At 44.1% G+C, this 19,216-nt stretch carries 14 protein-coding genes; 6 read left to right on the forward strand and 8 right to left on the reverse strand.

Annotated elements, in window-relative coordinates; translation table 11 throughout:
• The 4 genes from ABLA85_RS02365 to ABLA85_RS02380 all read right to left on the reverse strand — a co-directional run.
• Window positions 1–3,886, reverse strand: a 3,886-nt coding sequence (locus ABLA85_RS02365; protein WP_367961020.1) for a PAAR domain-containing protein, incomplete at its 3' end; no start/stop codon positions are given.
• A gap of 13 nt (window positions 3,887–3,899) precedes the next feature.
• Window positions 3,900–4,319 carry a DUF1795 domain-containing protein gene (locus ABLA85_RS02370; protein WP_340622090.1) on the reverse strand — a complete coding sequence of 140 codons (420 nt, stop codon included), beginning with the start codon at window positions 4,317–4,319 and terminating at the stop codon, window positions 3,900–3,902.
• A gap of 72 nt (window positions 4,320–4,391) precedes the next feature.
• Entirely contained in the window at window positions 4,392–6,296 is a 1,905-nt protein-coding gene (locus ABLA85_RS02375) for a type VI secretion system tip protein VgrG (protein ID WP_367961022.1), read from the reverse strand.
• Window positions 6,297–6,752: 456 nt separating this feature from the next.
• The gene (locus ABLA85_RS02380) at window positions 6,753–7,238 is read right to left on the reverse strand and encodes a thioesterase family protein (protein ID WP_367961023.1); all 486 of its coding nucleotides are present in this window, start codon (window positions 7,236–7,238) and stop codon (window positions 6,753–6,755) included.
• A gap of 404 nt (window positions 7,239–7,642) precedes the next feature.
• On the opposite strand from ABLA85_RS02380, the gene recQ reads away from it, so the two are divergent.
• The 6 genes from recQ to ABLA85_RS02410 all read left to right on the forward strand — a co-directional run bounded on the left by recQ (window position 7,643) and on the right by ABLA85_RS02410 (window position 14,496).
• The gene (recQ, locus tag ABLA85_RS02385; protein ID WP_367961024.1) at window positions 7,643–9,469 is read left to right on the forward strand and encodes an ATP-dependent DNA helicase RecQ; all 1,827 of its coding nucleotides are present in this window, start codon (window positions 7,643–7,645) and stop codon (window positions 9,467–9,469) included.
• Between the two features lie 62 nt (window positions 9,470–9,531).
• Complete coding sequence (pldB, locus tag ABLA85_RS02390) at window positions 9,532–10,527, forward strand: lysophospholipase L2 (RefSeq protein WP_367961025.1); 996 nt, start codon at window positions 9,532–9,534, stop codon at window positions 10,525–10,527.
• A gap of 54 nt (window positions 10,528–10,581) precedes the next feature.
• The gene (gene yigL, locus ABLA85_RS02395) at window positions 10,582–11,382 is read left to right on the forward strand and encodes a sugar/pyridoxal phosphate phosphatase YigL (RefSeq protein ID WP_367961026.1); all 801 of its coding nucleotides are present in this window, start codon (window positions 10,582–10,584) and stop codon (window positions 11,380–11,382) included.
• A 471-nt stretch (window positions 11,383–11,853) separates the two neighbouring features.
• Window positions 11,854–12,480, forward strand: coding sequence for an MFS transporter (locus tag ABLA85_RS02400; protein WP_367961027.1), 627 nt, complete (start codon window positions 11,854–11,856; stop codon window positions 12,478–12,480).
• 69 nt (window positions 12,481–12,549) lie between these two features.
• Window positions 12,550–13,560: a LacI family DNA-binding transcriptional regulator gene (locus ABLA85_RS02405; RefSeq protein ID WP_367961029.1), complete on the forward strand. Its 1,011-nt coding sequence runs from the start codon at window positions 12,550–12,552 to the stop codon at window positions 13,558–13,560.
• A gap of 579 nt (window positions 13,561–14,139) precedes the next feature.
• Complete coding sequence (locus ABLA85_RS02410) at window positions 14,140–14,496, forward strand: DUF805 domain-containing protein (protein WP_367961031.1); 357 nt, start codon at window positions 14,140–14,142, stop codon at window positions 14,494–14,496.
• A 103-nt stretch (window positions 14,497–14,599) separates the two neighbouring features.
• Here ABLA85_RS02410 and ABLA85_RS02415 read toward each other — a convergent pair whose 3' ends face one another.
• The 4 genes from ABLA85_RS02415 to mscM are packed head-to-tail and all read right to left on the reverse strand — an operon-like array spanning window position 14,600 to window position 19,200.
• Complete coding sequence (locus ABLA85_RS02415; RefSeq protein WP_367961233.1) at window positions 14,600–15,454, reverse strand: MFS transporter; 855 nt, start codon at window positions 15,452–15,454, stop codon at window positions 14,600–14,602.
• Window positions 15,382–15,552, reverse strand: a complete 171-nt coding sequence (locus tag ABLA85_RS02420; RefSeq protein WP_367961033.1) for a hypothetical protein — start codon at window positions 15,550–15,552, stop codon at window positions 15,382–15,384. Before ABLA85_RS02420 ends, ABLA85_RS02415 begins: the two co-directional genes overlap by 73 nt.
• Before the next feature lie 22 nt (window positions 15,553–15,574).
• On the reverse strand, window positions 15,575–15,784 hold the full coding sequence (locus ABLA85_RS02425) for a hypothetical protein (protein WP_367961035.1): 210 nt from the start codon (window positions 15,782–15,784) through the stop codon (window positions 15,575–15,577).
• A 41-nt stretch (window positions 15,785–15,825) separates the two neighbouring features.
• Window positions 15,826–19,200: a miniconductance mechanosensitive channel MscM gene (mscM, locus tag ABLA85_RS02430; protein WP_367961037.1), complete on the reverse strand. Its 3,375-nt coding sequence runs from the start codon at window positions 19,198–19,200 to the stop codon at window positions 15,826–15,828.
• Window positions 19,201–19,216: the final 16 nt, after the last annotated feature.

Consider the following 19,216-nt stretch of genomic DNA (forward strand, 5'->3'; position numbering starts at 1 on the left):
GCCACTGGCCGGCGAATTGTAGTCCTGGATCAAATTGTGAATTTTCTCCCGCTACTCCAAGACGCATTCCATACAGAGAATGCACAGGTTGGCGCCAGACTCGATGCCCTTGCGAATCAAACAACGCCAGTGGCTCCCCGGTCGGTGCACACACGGCGTACTGTGTCTGGATATTTCCGGGGAGCAGTTCGCGGCGGTTTTCCGGATTTGGGGTAAAAAACTGCACCTGCTGCGCCAGCAACTGCCAGCCATCAAACACCAGATGGCGGATGCAATGCAGGCGGTTGTGCCGGTACTCGCGGATTTCGGCCGGAACATCGCCGTCCCACAGGTAGGTGGTGCGCTCACCCGACTGTTCACACACTTTTTCGGTACGCCGACCGAAGGCGTCATAGCGATAGGCCCACTGCTGACCACCCGGTGTTAGTACGCCAATTAACTGATTTTGGCTGTTCCAGCGAAATTTGGTGAGCTGCGGGCGATGGCCTTCTTGCCATAACTGCATCGCCGTCATTCGACCCGCATCGTCATATTCAAATAGATGCTGACCCAAGTGTCTCAATCGATGTCCTTTTTGATAAAGCCGTTCTCCGTCAATGTCATTGAGGCCGTCGAAACGGCGGGATGGATAACCGCAGGAGTCATATTGATAATGTTCCCGCAGCCGATCACCATCACTGACTGAGGTCACTTGTCCATTACCATTAACTACATAGCGCAGCCACTGCCGCTCATCATTCGCCGCCACTAAATTAAGCGCATCGTCATAACGATATTCGCGATCCAGTCCTGCTAATGTCGGTTGCGGGATATCCGCCACTTCATGGGCGGCAAAAAACTCAGTGTTACGTCCGGCACGTTGGGAAGTGAGCAGCCCCATTAACGAGTGCTCCTGACGCAGGATAAAGCCCTTATCAGACTGGCGATGCCATTCGTTTCCATCCTTATCCCGCTCGAAGGACAGAGAATGATCACCATTGATTGCCAGTAAACTCAGTTCTCCAACTTTATTAACAGCGGTTTTTGCCTGCCAGAGTCGGCCATCGGGTGTATGAAGCTGCCTTACTGTTGTGGTGTTATCAGGATATTCGCGGCGAATTTCCCCGTGTGGTTGGGTTTCCCGGATAATACGGCCTTGTTCATCGTATTCGAATATTAAAGAAATGGTGTCTGGTGCGGTGATTTCCAGCAGACGTCCGGTGATGTCATAGCTGTAGTTGGTGGTTCCTTCCGGTGTATGTACGGCTGTCAGTCGTTGTGCGGCATCGTATTCGTAGCGAGTGATATTGCCTAGCGCATCACGCTTTTCAATGCAGTTTCCGTTAAGGTCATAAGCGTAATGCCATTGGGTATCCGCATAGTCGGTTTCAGTAATTACCTGCCCATCTGCATCCAGTGTATAGCGGTAGCTTTCCCCTTGTGGCGTGATCACTTCCAGCAATTGCAGACTGTCAGAGTCATAACGGTACTGCCAGCGGTTTCCTTCTCCATCCACACGTGCGAGAGGTAAATCAAATGGCCCGTATTCAATCTGCCATTTTACGCCATGAGCATCTGTCCATTCGGTCAGATTGCCGTGACGATCATGGCGGAAACGCTCAATACTGTTATTGGGTCGGTCACTTAAGGAAATGTGGTGATGACGATCATAATCCCAACGCCAAAGGGCACCACCGCCAGTCGTCATTCGGCGCAGACGATCCTGACTGTCATAACTCAGTTGCAGACTACGGTTTTCTTCATCAAACAACTTAGTCAGGCGTTGATGACGGTCATACTCCCAACTGCGCTTATTGCCATCACTGTCTTCTACGGCGGTGATCAAGCCAAACTCGTTACGGGTCAGAGTGGTCTTATGCCCATCTGGTGCGATAAAACATTCTGGATTACCTTTATTGTCGAATTGTTGCCACCAAACTCGTCCGAGTGGGTCTGTCATACTGATAAGGCGATCGGCATCATCATAGTGATAACGCCATGTTGCCCCGATGGCATTAGTAAAGGCGGTCACTAATCCGGTATCTGCGAGGTAATCAAGGGTAATAATTTCGCCTTTTGGTAAAATCTGGCGGCGCAAATTTCCCCATTCATCGTATTCATAGCGCGTGACACTACCGCATGGTGTTTCCACCTGCGTGACTTGTTGCTCATCATTGTAATGCCAGGTCGTCGTATGGCCTTGTGGCGTGGTTGAATGGGTGATGCCTGGTTCATAGGAGAGATGAACCGGATAGAAACCCCCAGATCCGACGCTATAGATACAGCGCCCCTGTTCATCATAAACGTAATCCACCGCAGTTTGATCATGATCAGACCACTGGCTTATTAAGCCTTGTTCGTTGTATTCATAAAACAGGTGATAGGTTTGTGTACTGTCTGCATCAGCCAGCCAGTCGTTATCGTGATAACCGTAACGCGCCAGCATTTCATTCAGGCCATTATCGGTACGACGGATCTCTTCCAGTAATCCATTTGCGCGGTATAGCAACACTAATTCTGGGCCATCGCTATGGGTAACCTTAACCAGTTGCTGCTGTTCACTGTAATGAAACTGGATGGTGTTATCGTTATTGTCGCGATATTCGGTCAGCCACAAACGTTGGGTGCTCTCTTTGTCTGGGTCAGCCTCCGTGGTTGTAGGGAAGACAGTTGTAGGAAAAACAGTCACGGGGAAGGTAAAATATTTACTGATTAAACTGTCGCGGTCACTCAGGATAAGGCCTTGCTTATACCGGCTCAGTCTGAAATTGGGGTGTTCAGGGTTAATGCTGTGGTCATAACTGGCTGGCAGGGCGAAAAAGAGTGAGGCGCCCTCGGTTGTCAGAATTTCTATTCGATCCCCTGTAACAAGGACACATTCGGAGAAGTTATCCAGCCAGTTTTCCCCTAGCAATCCGCGATGACCGGGTGACCAACTACGGATAAATTGCAGCGGTATCGTCTGCCCTAACTCGATATCGATACGCTGATCAAACAGAGCGCCGGTGGTCACGTCTATCGGGTCGCCCGTAAAGAATCTTTTGGCACTTTCCGTATAACGTTTCAGGCCTTTATTATGTTTGAAAGCGTGTTTGGCACAACTGATGGTTTTGAGTGTGACGATATCTTTGATTTTTCCGGGGACATTTTTGATTTTTTTAGCGGCTGTTTTTGCACCTACTTTGGCGCCTTGGATAGCCGCTTTCCGGCCTGCGTTAGTAAAGAGTTTGGCAAAGCCTTTTACGGCTCCTCGTGATGGAGGAACGAGAAACTCTACCGCAACGAGTAATGCCCGCTGCCAGAACGAAAATTCTTCTTGTATTTCAAGATAGGTTTCTTGACCTGAGCCGATAAAGACTTTGCTTGCACCACTATTGATGGTTGCTCCACACTCCAGCTTATCCTTGATCCGCGCGGCGGGCTTTTCGTTGATAAAGACGCTTTCACTGCCCTGAGCGATGCGTGGCGCGGGATGATTTTTGCAAGCTGCTGTGTCTAATTCCACCCGTGCGGCGGGCTTGCCTTCAATAAAGACATTAGGTGAACCCGTGGCGATCACACCGGCTGGCGGGTTACAGCTATCAATGGCGTCCGTAACCGCTGAGCTGGCTTTACTTATCACATCACCTAGCGCCATAGTCCACATCGTGCCGACAGCCATAATTGCAAATGTAGCCAGCCCCCCGGTTGCACCTATCAGAAGTGCAGCCGCGCCAAATACTGCTGCACCGAGCAACGCACCTACAACCGCCCCCGCAAGTGCCCCTAAAAAACTTTTATGCTGAATGGGGTCTCCTTTACGTGCCGCCGCCGGGCCTGGCTCTCGTGCTGCCGGTTGGGGCTGTTGGCTTGCATGAGTTGCGCCCACTCTTGCAGTACGAAGGACAATTTCATCCATTAATCCCATAACTGACCTCCTGTCAGGTCGCCTGAAAACTACTGACGATTGCCAGCAGAGCGTTACGCTGCCCTTCCTCAAACGGCTGTGGAGAAGTCAGGTTAAAAGCCAACAGCAAATTACCCCGTATTTGCAGCACAACAGTCTGGTGCATCTCACCTTCCGGGCTTTGCCATTGGTAGTCCAGCCGCCAGGCGGGTGCACCGCTCAGTTCTATCTCCAGCCTTTGGTGCTCTTTATAACCGGGGAGATGGGTTTCAAACTGAGTTAATGTTTGGGCGTAGTAGGCGGTGTGGTCGGAACCCATCGGTACGGGTGTACGGTTAATCACCAAATTAACGCCACTGTCATCCGGCAGGACAAATACCTGCATCGATTCATCACGCCAGTCAGATGGAATAGTTAAGGTTCCTTCATTCATTTGATAGGGTTGTTTATTCATGGGTGTCTTCCTTTATCACTCTTTTTTGGTCAATGTAGCTATCGTGTTCCACATGTGTTTTGGTTGGCTCGGCTAGTTCAGTTGAACCTGGTCCTTGCCGTTGATGATGATATTTTTGCCGGAAATATGGATATTGCCCTCCTTGTCCAGTGTGATACTGGCACCGCCTACGCTGATTTGGATGCCACCGTTGACAGACTGGATAGCAATGTCTTCTTTGGCGCTGAGCTTACTTTTTTTCTCTACTGTAACTTGTCGGTTACCGTGAATAGTACTGCTCTCCTCGCCGGTCACTTCTTTGATGCGATCTTTACGGACGGATATCACCTGATTGTTACCGATGTTTTCGGTGTGATCGTGCTTCACCTGTGTGGTACAGTCGTTGAGGATAGTGGTGTTCATATCATTCAGAACGGTGGTATTCATATCTTTCTGGGCATGAAGAGCGAGTTGTTCACTGCCTTTCGCATCCTCAAACAACATTTGGTTATAGCCCTCTCCCTTATGGGTTTTGGAGCGAAACGCCATTTGGGTTTTGCTGCCGGGCAGGCCGCCGGGAGGAATATTACTGGCGTGATAGGTTCTGCCGATAACGATGGGTTGATCTGGATCGCCATGTAAGAAATCAACTACAACCTCTTGGCCGACACGGGGAATAGCGAGCATTCCCCAGCCTTGTCCCGCCCACGGATGAGTAACCCGTATCCAGCAAGAGCTTTGATCGTCACTGCGGCCATAGCGATCCCACGGAAACTGAAGTCGAACACGACCATATTGGTCACAAAAAATTTCTTCTCCGGCTGGGCCGACGACTTTGGCAATTTGTGGCCCATCAACGATCGGTTTAGGCAATGGAGAAGGACGCCAGGTCTGGGTTTGGCGGATAAAACTAAACTGGCTGTTTAGTGTCGTACCGCTGCCACTGATTTCCTGTTCTAACGCTTGTGGTTGATAACCCGTATGGCTGGCGGAAATCACCTGCCACGGTTGATTCCACTCTTCACGCGGATGGTTGGTCAGGGTGAATAGCCGCCCCGGTTGAATGGCGATGGCATAACCGTTGCCATATCCTGTCAGCGCATCATTACGCAGTGCTTCGAGTCGGTAGCGGGTAAAAGCAGCACCATGTTGTTCATCTTTGAAACGTCCGGGGTAATCGTAATGCTCGTAATAGAGCTTTTGGAGATTGTCCTCTTTCATTTGCTGGCTGAATTCTGCTGCCCAGGCCGGATTCTTAAAAGTGTAATCCTTAAGTTGTACTTGTGCCGGCCGGACCTGCGCGCGGTTGGTGATATGACTAACAGAAACATCACCTGTAGGACTTTGTTCACTGGGTTGGTAAGGAAGTTCGATGCCCAATGGTACTGAGCCAGCATCATCGGCAAAGACCAGGGTATTACGCCCGTTGCCACACTCAAAAAAATAGAAAATGCCTTCTTCTGCGGTCAAACGCTGGATGAAAGTGAAGTCGCTTTCCTGATATTGCACACAAAATTCACGTTCTGGGTGTGGCTGGCGCAAACTAAATACCACATCACGAGTGCCGTGTTCCTTTAAAATAGTGGTGATAATGGTAACGATATCCCGCTGTTGGAAGATGCGTGAATTTTGGCGTAGTGTTGTACGCCACAAGTCAGGACGGATAGTCATCTGGTAGGTGGTTTGATGTAGCCCGGTATTCCCTTGTTCAAAGCTGGATACCATACCACTGATGCTTCGTTGTTCGGTTTCTCCCTGCAAAATCGTGAGTGTGGCAGTGTGATCGAGCACAGTAGAAAAATCGACAGAGGGATTAGCACTTGCCAACCCAATATCAATTTGAAAAGGCTGTGAAAAACCTTCTGTCAGTGCGAAATCAGTGACAACAAAAGTTTGGGGTGGCAGGCTGCCTGCTGTCAGAGTAAATAAAAGTCCGCCGGATGAATGACCGCCAGTTTTATGGCTCTTCTGAGAAATAATGTTCTTTTTCAGTGACATAATTTTTCGTCCTTATTTAATGTCGCTATTAGTGCGATATTTGGGTAGCTGTTATCCTTAATTTCTCTTTTAACCAACGATTCGCCGGGAATATTTAATGTGGGAATATTAAGGGCGATCAGGAACGGTATTGTTTAAGTTTTTTTCGCTTAGATAATAATCGACAAGATATAGTAGGTTTTTATTTAGTATAAAAAATAGTCATTGTAATGTGATTGTAATCACTCAATAATTTATATAAATCAAATGATTAAAAACAAAACATGGGGTTAAAAATCAAGATGCTTATCTGCGGGTAGTGAATGAAACGAGTATTTCTAAATAAAGTGGTAAATTGACAAGAAATTAGCAGGAATTAATATTTCAGGTTCAGTCATAATTTAATAATTGGCGGGTTTATCTTGCAAAAAAGGAATGTGTTCTTTATCACATCCCTTTTGTTAAAAATATTAAATATCATCCAACCAAATAAGTTCCTGTTGCACTGGCAATATGTACCTGTTTTTCATTGTGCAATTCTATTCTGGCGACCGATACTTTATTACCGGCACGAATGATATTACTGCTGGCGGTAAATACCTCGCCACGTCCGGGGCGCAGGTAATCAACACGCAGATCTATAGTACCTATAGTAGGCAGACGTTTTTGCATTTCCTCTATCGTGATGACTTTCATTGTGGTCAGTGCACTCCCGGTACAGACTAAACCACCAGCAACGTCAAGTATTGAAGCTATGGCGCCACCATGCAAGATTTTTTGGGCTATATTACCCACCAGCTTATCTTGATGGAAAAACTGAAGTTCTGCATAGTCTTTTTCAAAACGAACCAATTCAAGCCCCAACAGTTGGTTGAATGGCATATGATAAACAAACACCTCACCTATAAATTTACGCGCCTCTTCTTGTGTTAAAGGTTGGGTTGGTTGCTGTATCGTTTCCATATTGGATTTCCTGAAAATTAAAAAAATAAATTCACTGATATTAGATAGTTATTTTTGGTTAATAACTTGTTAAGTTTATGCTTTTATTTTCCAGCTTGCCAGTCTGAGAAGTGCTTCGAAAAAACAATTTTATGAAGAAAAAGTTGCTATAAAAAATGCTCGTTTCGTGTTTAGAATGTCTCAGCAATAAACAAGCAAGGGTTAGGTGGCAGGAGCAGGGTTGGTTCGAAGTCGAAGCGTGTTCGTGTTTATATACAAGTATTCGTGAACGTGGCGAGTCGATGATTGATTATAACTCCAGGCAGACTCGATTATGCTGAATAAGATATACTGTAATAGCTTCTATATGTAATTCGTTTAAATAAATAGCGTTGAATAAATCATTTCAATAATTGAGGAAAGGCGTGTCTACCGCAGAAGTCATCAGCACGGCATCGCTGGCTGAACAAATATTACGAAAAACATTCGGATATCAGCAATTTCGTCCCGGACAGCAGCAGGTAATAGACGCCGTTCTTGATGACCGTGATTGTCTGGTTATTATGCCGACAGGTGGCGGTAAATCATTGTGTTATCAGATCCCTGCGTTGGTCAAAAATGGGTTAACACTGGTCGTTTCTCCATTGATCTCATTGATGAAAGATCAGGTTGATCAATTGAGAACAAATGGCATAGAAGCGGAGTGCTTAAACTCAACTCAAAGTCGTGAGCAACAATTCGATATTATCCGGCGTTGTCGTCAGGGAAGTATCAAATTGCTTTATATTGCACCGGAACGGATGGTAACTGATAACTTTCTCGATCATTTACATGACTGGCATCCGGCTTTGCTGGCAGTTGATGAAGCGCATTGTATTTCTCAGTGGGGACATGATTTTCGTCCAGAATATCGTGCGCTTGGGCAACTGCGCAGACGCTTGCCTGATCTTCCTGTTATTGCACTGACAGCCACAGCAGATAAAACCACCCGACAAGATATTGTTCGCTTGTTGGAGCTGCGTGATCCCATTATTCATATCAGCAGTTTTGATCGTCCTAACATTCGCTATACATTGGTTGAAAAATATAAACCTCTTGATCAACTCTGGTCATTTGTTCGTAGCCAGCAAGGAAAGAGTGGGATTATTTACTGCAACAGCAGGAACAAAGTGGAAGAGACCGCAGAGCGATTGCAAAAACGGGGGTTGAGTGTCGCTCCTTATCATGCAGGGCTGGAGAATAATCAGCGTGCCTGGGTGCAAGATGCTTTCCAGCGGGATGATTTGCAGGTAGTTGTTGCGACAGTGGCGTTTGGTATGGGGATCAACAAACCCAACGTACGTTTTGTCGTGCATTTTGATATTCCCCGTAATATTGAATCTTACTATCAGGAAACGGGGCGTGCAGGGCGGGATGGTCTGCCTGCTGAAGCAGTATTGTTCTACGACCCGGCGGATATGGCGTGGCTACGCCGTTGTCTGGAAGAAAAACCCGCGGGTGAACAGCAGGATATTGAGCGGCATAAACTCAATGCTATGGGAGCGTTTGCGGAAGCGCAAACCTGCCGACGATTAGTATTGCTCAACTATTTTGGTGAAAGCCAGCAAACCGCTTGTGGTAACTGTGATATCTGCCTTGATCCACCGAAACGTTATGATGGTTTAGTCGATGCACAGAAAGCCTTATCCTGTATCTACCGCGTTGGACAACGGTTTGGTATCGGCTATATTGTAGAAGTGTTGCGCGGCGCTAATAATCAACGTATCAGAGAGTTAGGGCATGATAAGTTGCCCGTTTATGGTATTGGCAAAGAGCATAGTCAGGAACACTGGATGAGTATCCTGCGTCAACTGATCCATCTGGGGTTAATCAACCAAAATATTGCCAATTATTCTGCATTACAATTGATGGAAGCGGCGCGGCCTGTTTTGCGTGGCGAACTGCCTTTGCAGCTTGCCGTGCCTCGAATTCAAAGTTTGAAAAGCAGAAATCAACAAAACAAATCATACAGTGGAAACTATGATCGTAAATTGTTCGCTAAGTTGCGGAAATTGCGTAAATCCATTGCTGATGAGAACAATATTCCGCCTTTTGTCGTTTTCAATGACGTAACGCTGATTGAAATGGCAGAACAGTGCCCAATAACGCCCAATGAACTTCTGCTTATTAACGGGGTTGGGCAGCGTAAACTGGAACGTTTTGGTGATGCTTTTATGACACTGATCCGTGAGCATTTCGAAGGATTTGAATAACCGCAGTCAACCGTAGTCAACAAACAAATAACTGGAAAGACGACGGATATAGAGGATGATAAATGCCGCCTGAGATATTGAAAGCAAGCTGGTTAAACCGCGAACCTCAGTTCTCTGCGTTTACGAATGGATTATTACTGGATTTTTGGAATACCAGAAACGAACGGGAATTTATAGGCGTTGATAATATTCCTATTCGTTATGTCTCTTTCTGTTCGCCCCATCATGATAAGACATTGGTAATAGCTCCAGGTCGTAGTGAAAGCTATGTGAAATATTCGGAAGTGGCTTACGATTTTTACCATCTGGGCTACAACATCTTTATTATTGATCATCGTGGTCAGGGCCTTTCAGGCAGAATGCTGACAGATCCTCAAAAAGGACATGTTGAAGCGTTTGAACACTATGTGGATGATTTAGCAAAATTCATCGAATTAGAAATCGTTCCACTTCAATCGCATCGCTGTTATGCACTCGCTCACTCAATGGGCGGGGCTATACTGAGTTCTCTTCTATTACGCCAAGAATCAATATTCCGTGCTGTGGCACTGTGTGCTCCCATGTTTGGTATTAACTTACCAATGCCTCGTTGGTTGGCGAATTTTCTGGTTAACCAAGCAGAACCTCACCCTAAAAGACGTAACAGATATGCAATATCAACAGGGCATTGGCGGCCATTACCCTATTTTGTCAACCTGTTAACCCATAGCTATGCACGTTATCAGCGATATTTACGCTATTATGTTGATTATCCTGAATTACGCCTTGGAGGGCCGACTTACCGTTGGATGCGTGAAAGCATGCGAACGGGAGATAACTTAATTGAAAAGGCAGGAAAAATTCAGACACCACTTATTGTTTTAAAAGCGAGTGAAGATAAGGTAGTGAGTAATCGGGAGTTATTGGCTTTTTGCGAAGCGCGTCAAAAAGCCGGAGCGGGAAAAGAAGAATACAATCCTCTGGTTATCTACGGGGCACACCATGAAATCCTGTTCGAAAAAGATGTATTACGGGCACAGGCCCTTAATGCGATTTGTGATTTTTTTGATCAACACTGATTTATACCCAATAGATTTCAAGAAAGATGCGGGTATCGCTTAGGAATTTGAACCATGTACTATGTTGTTGCTTCAGACTTAGATGGCACACTGTTATCTCCCGATCACGTATTAACGCCGTATACTAAGAAAATTTTGAATCTTCTGACAGATAAAGGGATTCATTTTATTTTTGCGACAGGGCGTCATCACATTGATGTAGGGCAGATCCGCGATGGATTGGGTATTAATGCTTACATGATCACATCAAATGGGGCGAGAGTGCATAATGCACAGGGAGAACTGGTATTCAGCCATAATCTGGCACCGGAAATTGCCCGTGATTTATGTTTGCTGGAGTTTGATAATCCGAATGTTTTGACCAACTACTATAATAATGATGAGTGGTGGATTAATCGTGAAAGCTCGGAACAGACTGAATTTTTTAAGGTGTCAGATTTCCATTTTCAGCTTTTCCAACGTGAGGATTTTCCTGTTAATGGTGTGTGCAAGGTCTATTATACCAGTGAAGATCATGACTATTTGATTCAACTGGAAGAGAGGATTGAAGCGCGTTGGGGAGATAAAGTCAATGTGAGTTTCTCTCTAAGAAATTGTCTGGAAGTCATGTCAGGAGGCGTATCCAAAGGGGAAGCATTGGCACAGGTCTGTCAATCCATCGGGTATCAATTAAGTGACTGTATTGCTTTTGGTGATGGAATGAATGATTTGGAAATGCTGAGCGTCGCGGGTAAAGGCTGCATTATGCAGGGCGCCCATCAGCGCCTAAAAGACATTTTGCCGGACATGGAAGTGATAGGCTCTAATGCCGATGATGCGGTTTCGCGTTATTTGCAGAAAATGTATCAAGTTTGATGTTCATTTAAGTAATCAATTGAAAACAGCATCCTGATGGATGCTGTTTTTTTAATATAAAAAGTCAAATAAAAGGAAATAGTTTTTTATGTGAATATTTCTCTATATATTATCAAAAAACTATCATTTAATTTTCTTTTTCTATTATTATATTTATTGCTTGGTTTTTTTATTTTTTTTCAGATGGCCACGATGCTTTCTTGTTTTTTCAATCATATCAATGATTATAATCCCATTATATTAATAGCAATATAATTTTTGATAGCCTATTTTAAAATTTATTAATTACAACAGTTAAATTTTCTATGATAGTTTTGACTGCAACCTAATTGTTGACTTATTTTATTTTAACAGTCTACGCGAGTAGATATGTCTGTATATGAAAATAAATCATGAATAAAAATAATATTGTTATATTTGTTACGTTGGAATTAAAAACTTACTGTTCTGACACTCAGGGAATATATTGATATGCCGTATGAAAATACGGTGCCAGTTATAACACCGATACAGCATGCTTCTGAAACATGTTTGGCTACACCGGAAGGGCGAAAAGGGTTTTGGCGAGCCATTTTCTCCTGTTGGCTAGGTACGACAATGGAATATGCCGATTTCGCACTTTATGGTTTAGCCGCGGGGATCATTTTTACTGATGTTTTCTTTCCTGAAACAGCACCAATGATAGCTTTATTGGCAAGTTTCGCTACTTACTCTGTCGGATTTGTTGCTCGTCCCATTGGCGCACTTATGTTTGGTTGGTTAGGCGATCGCAAAGGACGCAAATTTGTCATGTTAATGACAGTAACGCTTATGGGTATATCAACCACACTTATCGGGCTTATTCCTGGCTACGCTCTTATTGGTATTTTGGCACCGATTTGTTTGGTGACGCTGCGATTTATACAGGGATTAGGGGCAGGAGCGGCGTTATCCGGTGGAACTGCGCCGTTGGTTGCCGCGGCTTTATTATCTTTCAGAGGGCATTGGTGGCCTATTGCCTGTTATTTTGCAGTGATGGCGGGTATCGGTTTTATTACAACATTTTTTGCACCTGAAACACGTGGCAGGGATCTGAATTTACTTGAGGACGCAATTTAGTGTCCTTCCATGTTTTGTATTCTTACCCATTGAATCTCTGTCTCAATTTGAGGGATTAACATAGGTATTATGAATTCTCGCTTAAAAAGAGTAACTCGTCTTGATGTTGCGAAAGAAGCTGGAACCTCGGTAGCCGTCGTCAGTTATGTCATCAACAATGGCCCACGACCTGTTGCAGAAGCTACTCGCCAGCGCGTATTAGCGGCGATAAAAAAAACAGGCTATCGGCCGAATAACATTGCGAAAGCATTAGCATCTGGTTCGACACACGCTTATGGTTTGATCCTGCCGGATATCTCCAATCCCTTTCTTTCTTCGGTAGCTTGTGCTTTGCAGCAGGAGGCTTTTAAACATGGACAAGTATTGTTACCGGGAGATTCAGGAGATAACCGATTACGGGAAAAGGAGCTTATCAACAACTTATTGAATCGTCAGATCGACGGTTTGCTGTATACCAGTGTGGATCGCCATCCTTATATTGATTTGATTCAGGCCAGTGGAACTCCCTGCGTTATGCTTGATTGGGTTAATGCTGATTCAAATGTTAGTGCAATTCGTGTGAATGAAAGGCTTGCAGCATTTAAAGTGACTCAACACCTGACAGAGCATGATTACCGCGATATTGCCATTATCTGTGGTCCTCTTAATATGCTGAATACTCAGGATCGTCTTTCTGGCTGGCGGGATGCTTTAAAACAAGCAGATTTGGTGGTACGGGAAGAATGGATTTTTTCCACGGACTATACTCGCCTGGGCGGTTATGAAGCAACGTTACGGATGCTGAAAGGGAAATTACCTCGTGCACTGTTTGCTACTAATGAATTACAGGCATTCGGTTGTTTGCGCGCGCTGGCTGAACATAAGATAGCAGTGCCTGCTGATGTTGCATTGGTTTGTTTCAATGCGACTCAGCAATCTCTGTTTAATGTGCCTTCCTTAACCGCGGTTCGCCAGCCGGTTGATCAAATGGCACAAACAGCTATCGAAATATTGCGATCATGGACTGGCAAAGCTCAGGAATGCGAATTTGAGTTTGAATTACAAGTTGGTGAATCTTGTGGGTGTCTGGTTGGGCGGTAACCTTACTCAAACTATGTGACAGTAATATAAGCTACCGCATTTATTTCAAAAGTAATAGATTAGGTACTATCGCAAAGGTGAATACGAATACAAGTACCATATTGCATTGTGGATAGCGTTTAGACATTTTTCCTATGATAAAATCAGACAGGATTGCACCATAGACATAGATAATATGATACTGGTCAGTGTTATCGCACTTTTTGATTATTTGTACGATGAAATAGTTAACAGATACCATTTTAAGAAGATTAATCTATTTTTAAATAACTTAGTTTAATTATAAGGTTGCTAAATAGAAGTTGTTTTTATTGGTGGTTAATAATGAATTAAAGGGATTTTTTTTCCTGATAGATTCATAGATAACTTTGATATGAAGTAGATGAATGTATATTTAACGCACTTTAAATTTTATCTTTGTAAGATTTTTTTACCTATTATCTAATAATTACATTATTAATTTCGTATTCTTTTTTTAAGAATAGAGAGTAGACTTTAAAAGATAAGTGAGTATAAAATTCGGCATCCTTTATAGTTTGTCTCCTTTTTTATATAATTTGCACTTAAAGAGAAAATATTATGAATTGGTATTTTCAAGTTTTTAAAAATTACGCTGATTTTTCAGGACGTGCGCGTCGTAAAGAATATTGGATGTTCTATCTTTTCAATATAATTATTTTTTTTGCCATCTGTATATTAGGTGCAATACTCAGTGATACTATTGGTTTTATCGTGATGATGCTCATTTATGCATTGGTTGCTTTTATTCCATCACTTGCAGTGACAGTACGCCGTCTTCACGATACTAATCGTTCTGGTTGGTGGTTTTTACTGACTTTTGTTCCAATTGCTGGTATTGCAGTATTTATATTCACTCTTTTAGAAGGCACTGAAGGCAGTAATGACTATGGTGCTGATCCGAAAGCTATGCGTTAATACTTTAATATCTCTTTGATTTTATTTCTTTAGTTTGCCATCATCTCAAAAACGTCGTCTATTATTTTATAGCGGCGTTTTTTTATAAATAAATATCTGAATATCAGTCACGAAGAAGCAAATAAATTAATAAACCTCCCAGAACCATTGCTGCCATAATTATCGGTGTTTGCAGAGCGATTCTGGATTCCAGAATCGCTCCGAAACAGACATATCCAAGAGGAACACTAAGAAAACGTGTGGAGGTAAATAGGGTCATTATCCGACCAAATAAATTTTCTGGCACTCGGCGCTGAATTAATGTGACTTCTACCGGCGCTGCAAAACCAATACCACAGCCGATGGCAAAAAGTTGGATAAATAGGACATACTGTTCACTGAGTAGAGACAACGATATGAGGCCTAATCCGAGCAGGCTGTAACCGGCCAAAATAATTTGGTAACCAGAAAAATGTTTGCCATAGATACTGTATAACAAAGAGGAAAGCGTTGTACCTATACCAAAACTTGTCATCGAAATACCAAGACTGACAACGGAATTAAATTCGGTTTTATTTATGTAAGGCAGATAAATGATCAAGAACGGAGTGATAACAAAATTGATTATTGAACTGAGAATTAGAACAGAAAACAACTCCTTTTCTGACTTGATATAGTTGAATGCCTCAAGGAAATAATGGTGTGGCAGAGAAGGGGAGTCAGTCACCTGGTCTATATCGGCAATAAAATGTTTTTTCAGAATGATGATCCCCAGTGCAACGACTAAGAAACTGACTGCATCAAAATATAAGGCATTTATTGTACCGAGCATTGCGATGATCAGTGAGCCAAAAACCGGGCCAATAAGATCACAGATATTTTCAATAGTACTGTTTATTCCGTTAATTAACTCATTCTCTCTTTTGCCAGCATGACATCTTTTGCCAGACGTCCTGGAGAATCGAGAATGGTTGAAAATATTAGCAGGATAGCCAATAGATAAAAGTGCAGGATATCTATTGCATAAAACACGGGGATGAATAATATACTTAGGAAATTAACTAAATCAGATAGCATTGAGATGCGAAACGCACCATATTTATCTACTAACTGCTAACTGCGCGCTAAAGAAAATAGAAAGTATCAATGGCACTATTTTGGCTGACATGACGGCGGCAACCAACAATGGGCTACCTGATATTTCCAGAATCAACCACGGAATGGCAATTTCTGTAATGGTGTTTCCCAGAATAGAAACACCATTTAATGCCAGTAAGCCACTTATTTGAAAAGGAATACGTCTTACCATATTTTGAATTTCTTTTTTCCTTAATTTCGTTCCTTAATACTTTACAGATCTCCCGGTTTACGGGGAGGATTACGACCTGATGTATTGGTAGTAGTACTGCGAATAGTAGTACTGGGAATAGTAGCACTGCCAATTTCCTGCCCAAAAATATCAACACGTGCCTGAAATGGTGGGAACGGCAGGGTAATATCATGTTTGCGGAATTCCTGCAAAATATACTGATGCACTTCATGGCGGGCAGGCATACGGTGCCCCATTTCTGCGGCATAAGCGCGCAGCTCATAGATCTGAATCCCTTGTTGCAGGTCAACCAGATAGACTTCGGGTATCGGGTTATCGAGAATTAACGGGCACCGTCTGGCGGCAGTCATTAATATTTCGGTTGCTTTCGCGGACTCTGTTTCCACGGGGACAGGAATAGTCAAGACAATACGGGTAATTGTATCTGACAATGACCAGTTGATAAATTGTTCAGTAATAAATGCTTTGTTAGGAACGATAATCTCTTTTCTGTCCCAATCGGATAAAGTGGTTGCCCGTGTGTTGATTTTCGTGATACTACCCGTCAAACCTCGAATAGTCACCGTATCGCCAATGCGGATTGGCTTTTCGAACAAGATCATCAGGCCAGAAATAATATTGGCAAAAATTTCCTGTAATCCAAAACCAAGCCCAACCCCCATTGCTGCAATCAGCCATTGCAGTTTCGACCATTCAATGCCTATTAGTGAGAAACCGACAATCCCACCGATCAGGGTAATACCATATTTGGTTAAAGTTGTGATGGCATAACCTGTGCCCGGTGTCAGTTCCAAATGCTGTAACAGTGCCAGCTCAAGTAGTGCAGGTAGGTTGCGGATAAGCTGTGCAGTGATCACAATAACCAGGATAGCAATCAGAACGGAACCCATTGTTATTGGCTGGACGGTATCAACACCGTTGATGGTTGTGGTGACATCCCATAGCCGGATATTTTCGAGGAAAGAGAAAGCAGAATGTAATTCTGACCACAACAGAATCAATGAAACCAGCGCGATCATGGTCAGAATAGAACGCATCAACCCCAGAGACTGAGCACTGATTGCATCTAAATCGATAACCGGTTCTTCTACTTCGATGGCGCCTTCAACGCTGCTGTTGATATTGGTGGAGTCTTCTTCATTTTTGGCACGTTGGGCAAGGATATCGGCACGACGCTGCTTCGCTCTTTCGAACGCAATTTTACGACGTTGGATTAACATCCATCGACGAGTAATGTGGTAGATGACCAACAGGAAGAACCAGATGGCAACCGAAGTTTCTAGCCGAGCCAACAATGCTTGTGATGTTTGCAGGTAGCCGAGCACGGATGCCAGTGCAGCCAGAATGGGGGCAGAGAGTAGTATCCACCATAACACAGAGTTTATGATGTTTTCACCCGAACCGTGTTTGTCCATGTACAGTGGAATACCTGCGCGTTTTAGTGTAATGGTAACCAAGCTCAGGGAAACACAAAGCATCAGGAAGCATAATCTGCCGAGTGTCGCGGCAAACTCACGCTCACTGTAATTGTTGAATGTGATAAGTGCCATCATGAGGGGGACAATCAGGAATATCGACAAACGATAAAACCGCATTGCCCGTTTTACCCGCTCTTCTGGCCAACGGAAATGGGCAATGAATAGGCCATTAGGATGGGCAAATGCCGCACTGAGCATGAAAATCCACAGGACAGGCGTTGTTTCACTGACTCCGTTGCCAATTGCTGTCGCCATTGGGTACTGCCACGCATTTTTCAGGCCGTAGCCAATCGCTGACCAAAGCATCGGCAGGGGGAGAGCCGCAACAACAGACCAGAATACTGTACGCAGAGTAAGGGTGAAGTGATCTTGTGTCACTTTGCCAATACGGTTGCTGGAGCGTTCAAGGAAAGCATGATATTGGCGATGTGAACTGATGCTGAAAATCACCAGCAATAATGTCCCTAGCAAATAGAGCAGCGTGTCCTGCGTGGTCAGCATAACGTGAATAGCAATGCCCAATTGGGAGAATGTATCCAGAGAGAGCAGGCGGGTCAGATCCTTTACTACCCGCAGTGGATAATCCAGGGAAATAGGGTCGACATCTGCAACCCAAAACAGATAACGGTGAGTTGCATCTTTAACTTCTTTCAAAGCATCATTTAATTGGCTGGTAGATACTTTGAGTTTTGTCAGCTCCAATATTTCGCTGTCATAGCCTGAAAGTAGAGAATTCAGTAACTCTTTTCTGGTGCGGATAAGGGAATCATAAACCTGTTTTTGTGCCGGGGTCAGATTATTATATGCAACGGGAGTTTGCCCGATTTCCCGTTGAGCGTTTTCCAGCATTTCTTCATATTTCAGCCTTTCGACCCGTAGCTCCACTATGCTTCGGTCAAGTTGTTGGGATTTCGGAACATCCGGGATGTGGGTTAATTGTGTTCTTAAAGCTGCCCCTAGTGCTGTTGAATCACCTAACCATTGCGCTTGTTCACGAATGGTATTGAGTGTCTGGCGTACCCGCAGAATATCATCGGCTGCTTTGCGTTGCTGTGAGCCAATGGAATCCATCCGTTGGGTTTGCTGGTTAAGCATTTGTGACAGATGGCGGTTCTGCTGAAGTTCATCCAATAAAAATTGTGGCAGTTTCCCTCCATTCTGTCCCGCCAGCATTTCAGTATGTTCAAGGGCTGACTCTGCTTTTTGTTGCCGCTGAGTATTTAATTGACTGCGCAATTGCTGGAGTTGGTAATCCAGCCGTTGATAGCGTTTTTTAAATAATTCTGCCCGTAAGCGGGCAATTTCCTGTCGATTATTGGCAGAAAGTTGTGCCATCTCCAGTTCATTAGTCACCGCTTTGCGGGCATTCACTTCTGCTTGTGCAAGGGTTAATTGGGCTTCACCCAACAGCGTGGGAAGGGGACTCAATGATTGAAGACGGGAAGTTGCCTCGGAGAGCAGTCGTCTTGCTTCAGCTTGTTGTTGAGGCAAGAGGTTGACTGAGTCACTGATTTCCCTGATTTTATCCTGTTCTTGTTGTAACTGCCTTTCTTGTTCCAGCAACTGGCTGCTGAGCTGGATAATTTGCTGCTCTAAGCTGCTGATTGGCTGATTAGCCGCAATAGTAGGAGGAGGCTCACTTGCAGCCAGAATTTTCTGGCGCAACTCTTTAATAATTTTAGGAAAATCATCAATGGCTTGTTGATATTTCTCAATTCTTTCCTTAGAGGACTTGGTATCATTAACCCAGTTGACAGCCCCTTGAAATGCTTGTGCAACCTCCGCATCCTGTGGATTTTTACTGCCTTCAACCTGTTTTAAATTTTGTTTCAGTTGATTTTCATCTAGCTGTATTGCGGAAGCAAAAGCCAGATTCGTAATTAACAGGCTAAGAAGTAAACTGATAATCAGGCGCACAATAAGGGGCTCCTTG

The sequence above is a fragment of the Xenorhabdus sp. SGI246 genome (genome assembly GCF_040838225.1).
Lineage (GTDB): Bacteria > Pseudomonadota > Gammaproteobacteria > Enterobacterales > Enterobacteriaceae > Xenorhabdus > Xenorhabdus indica.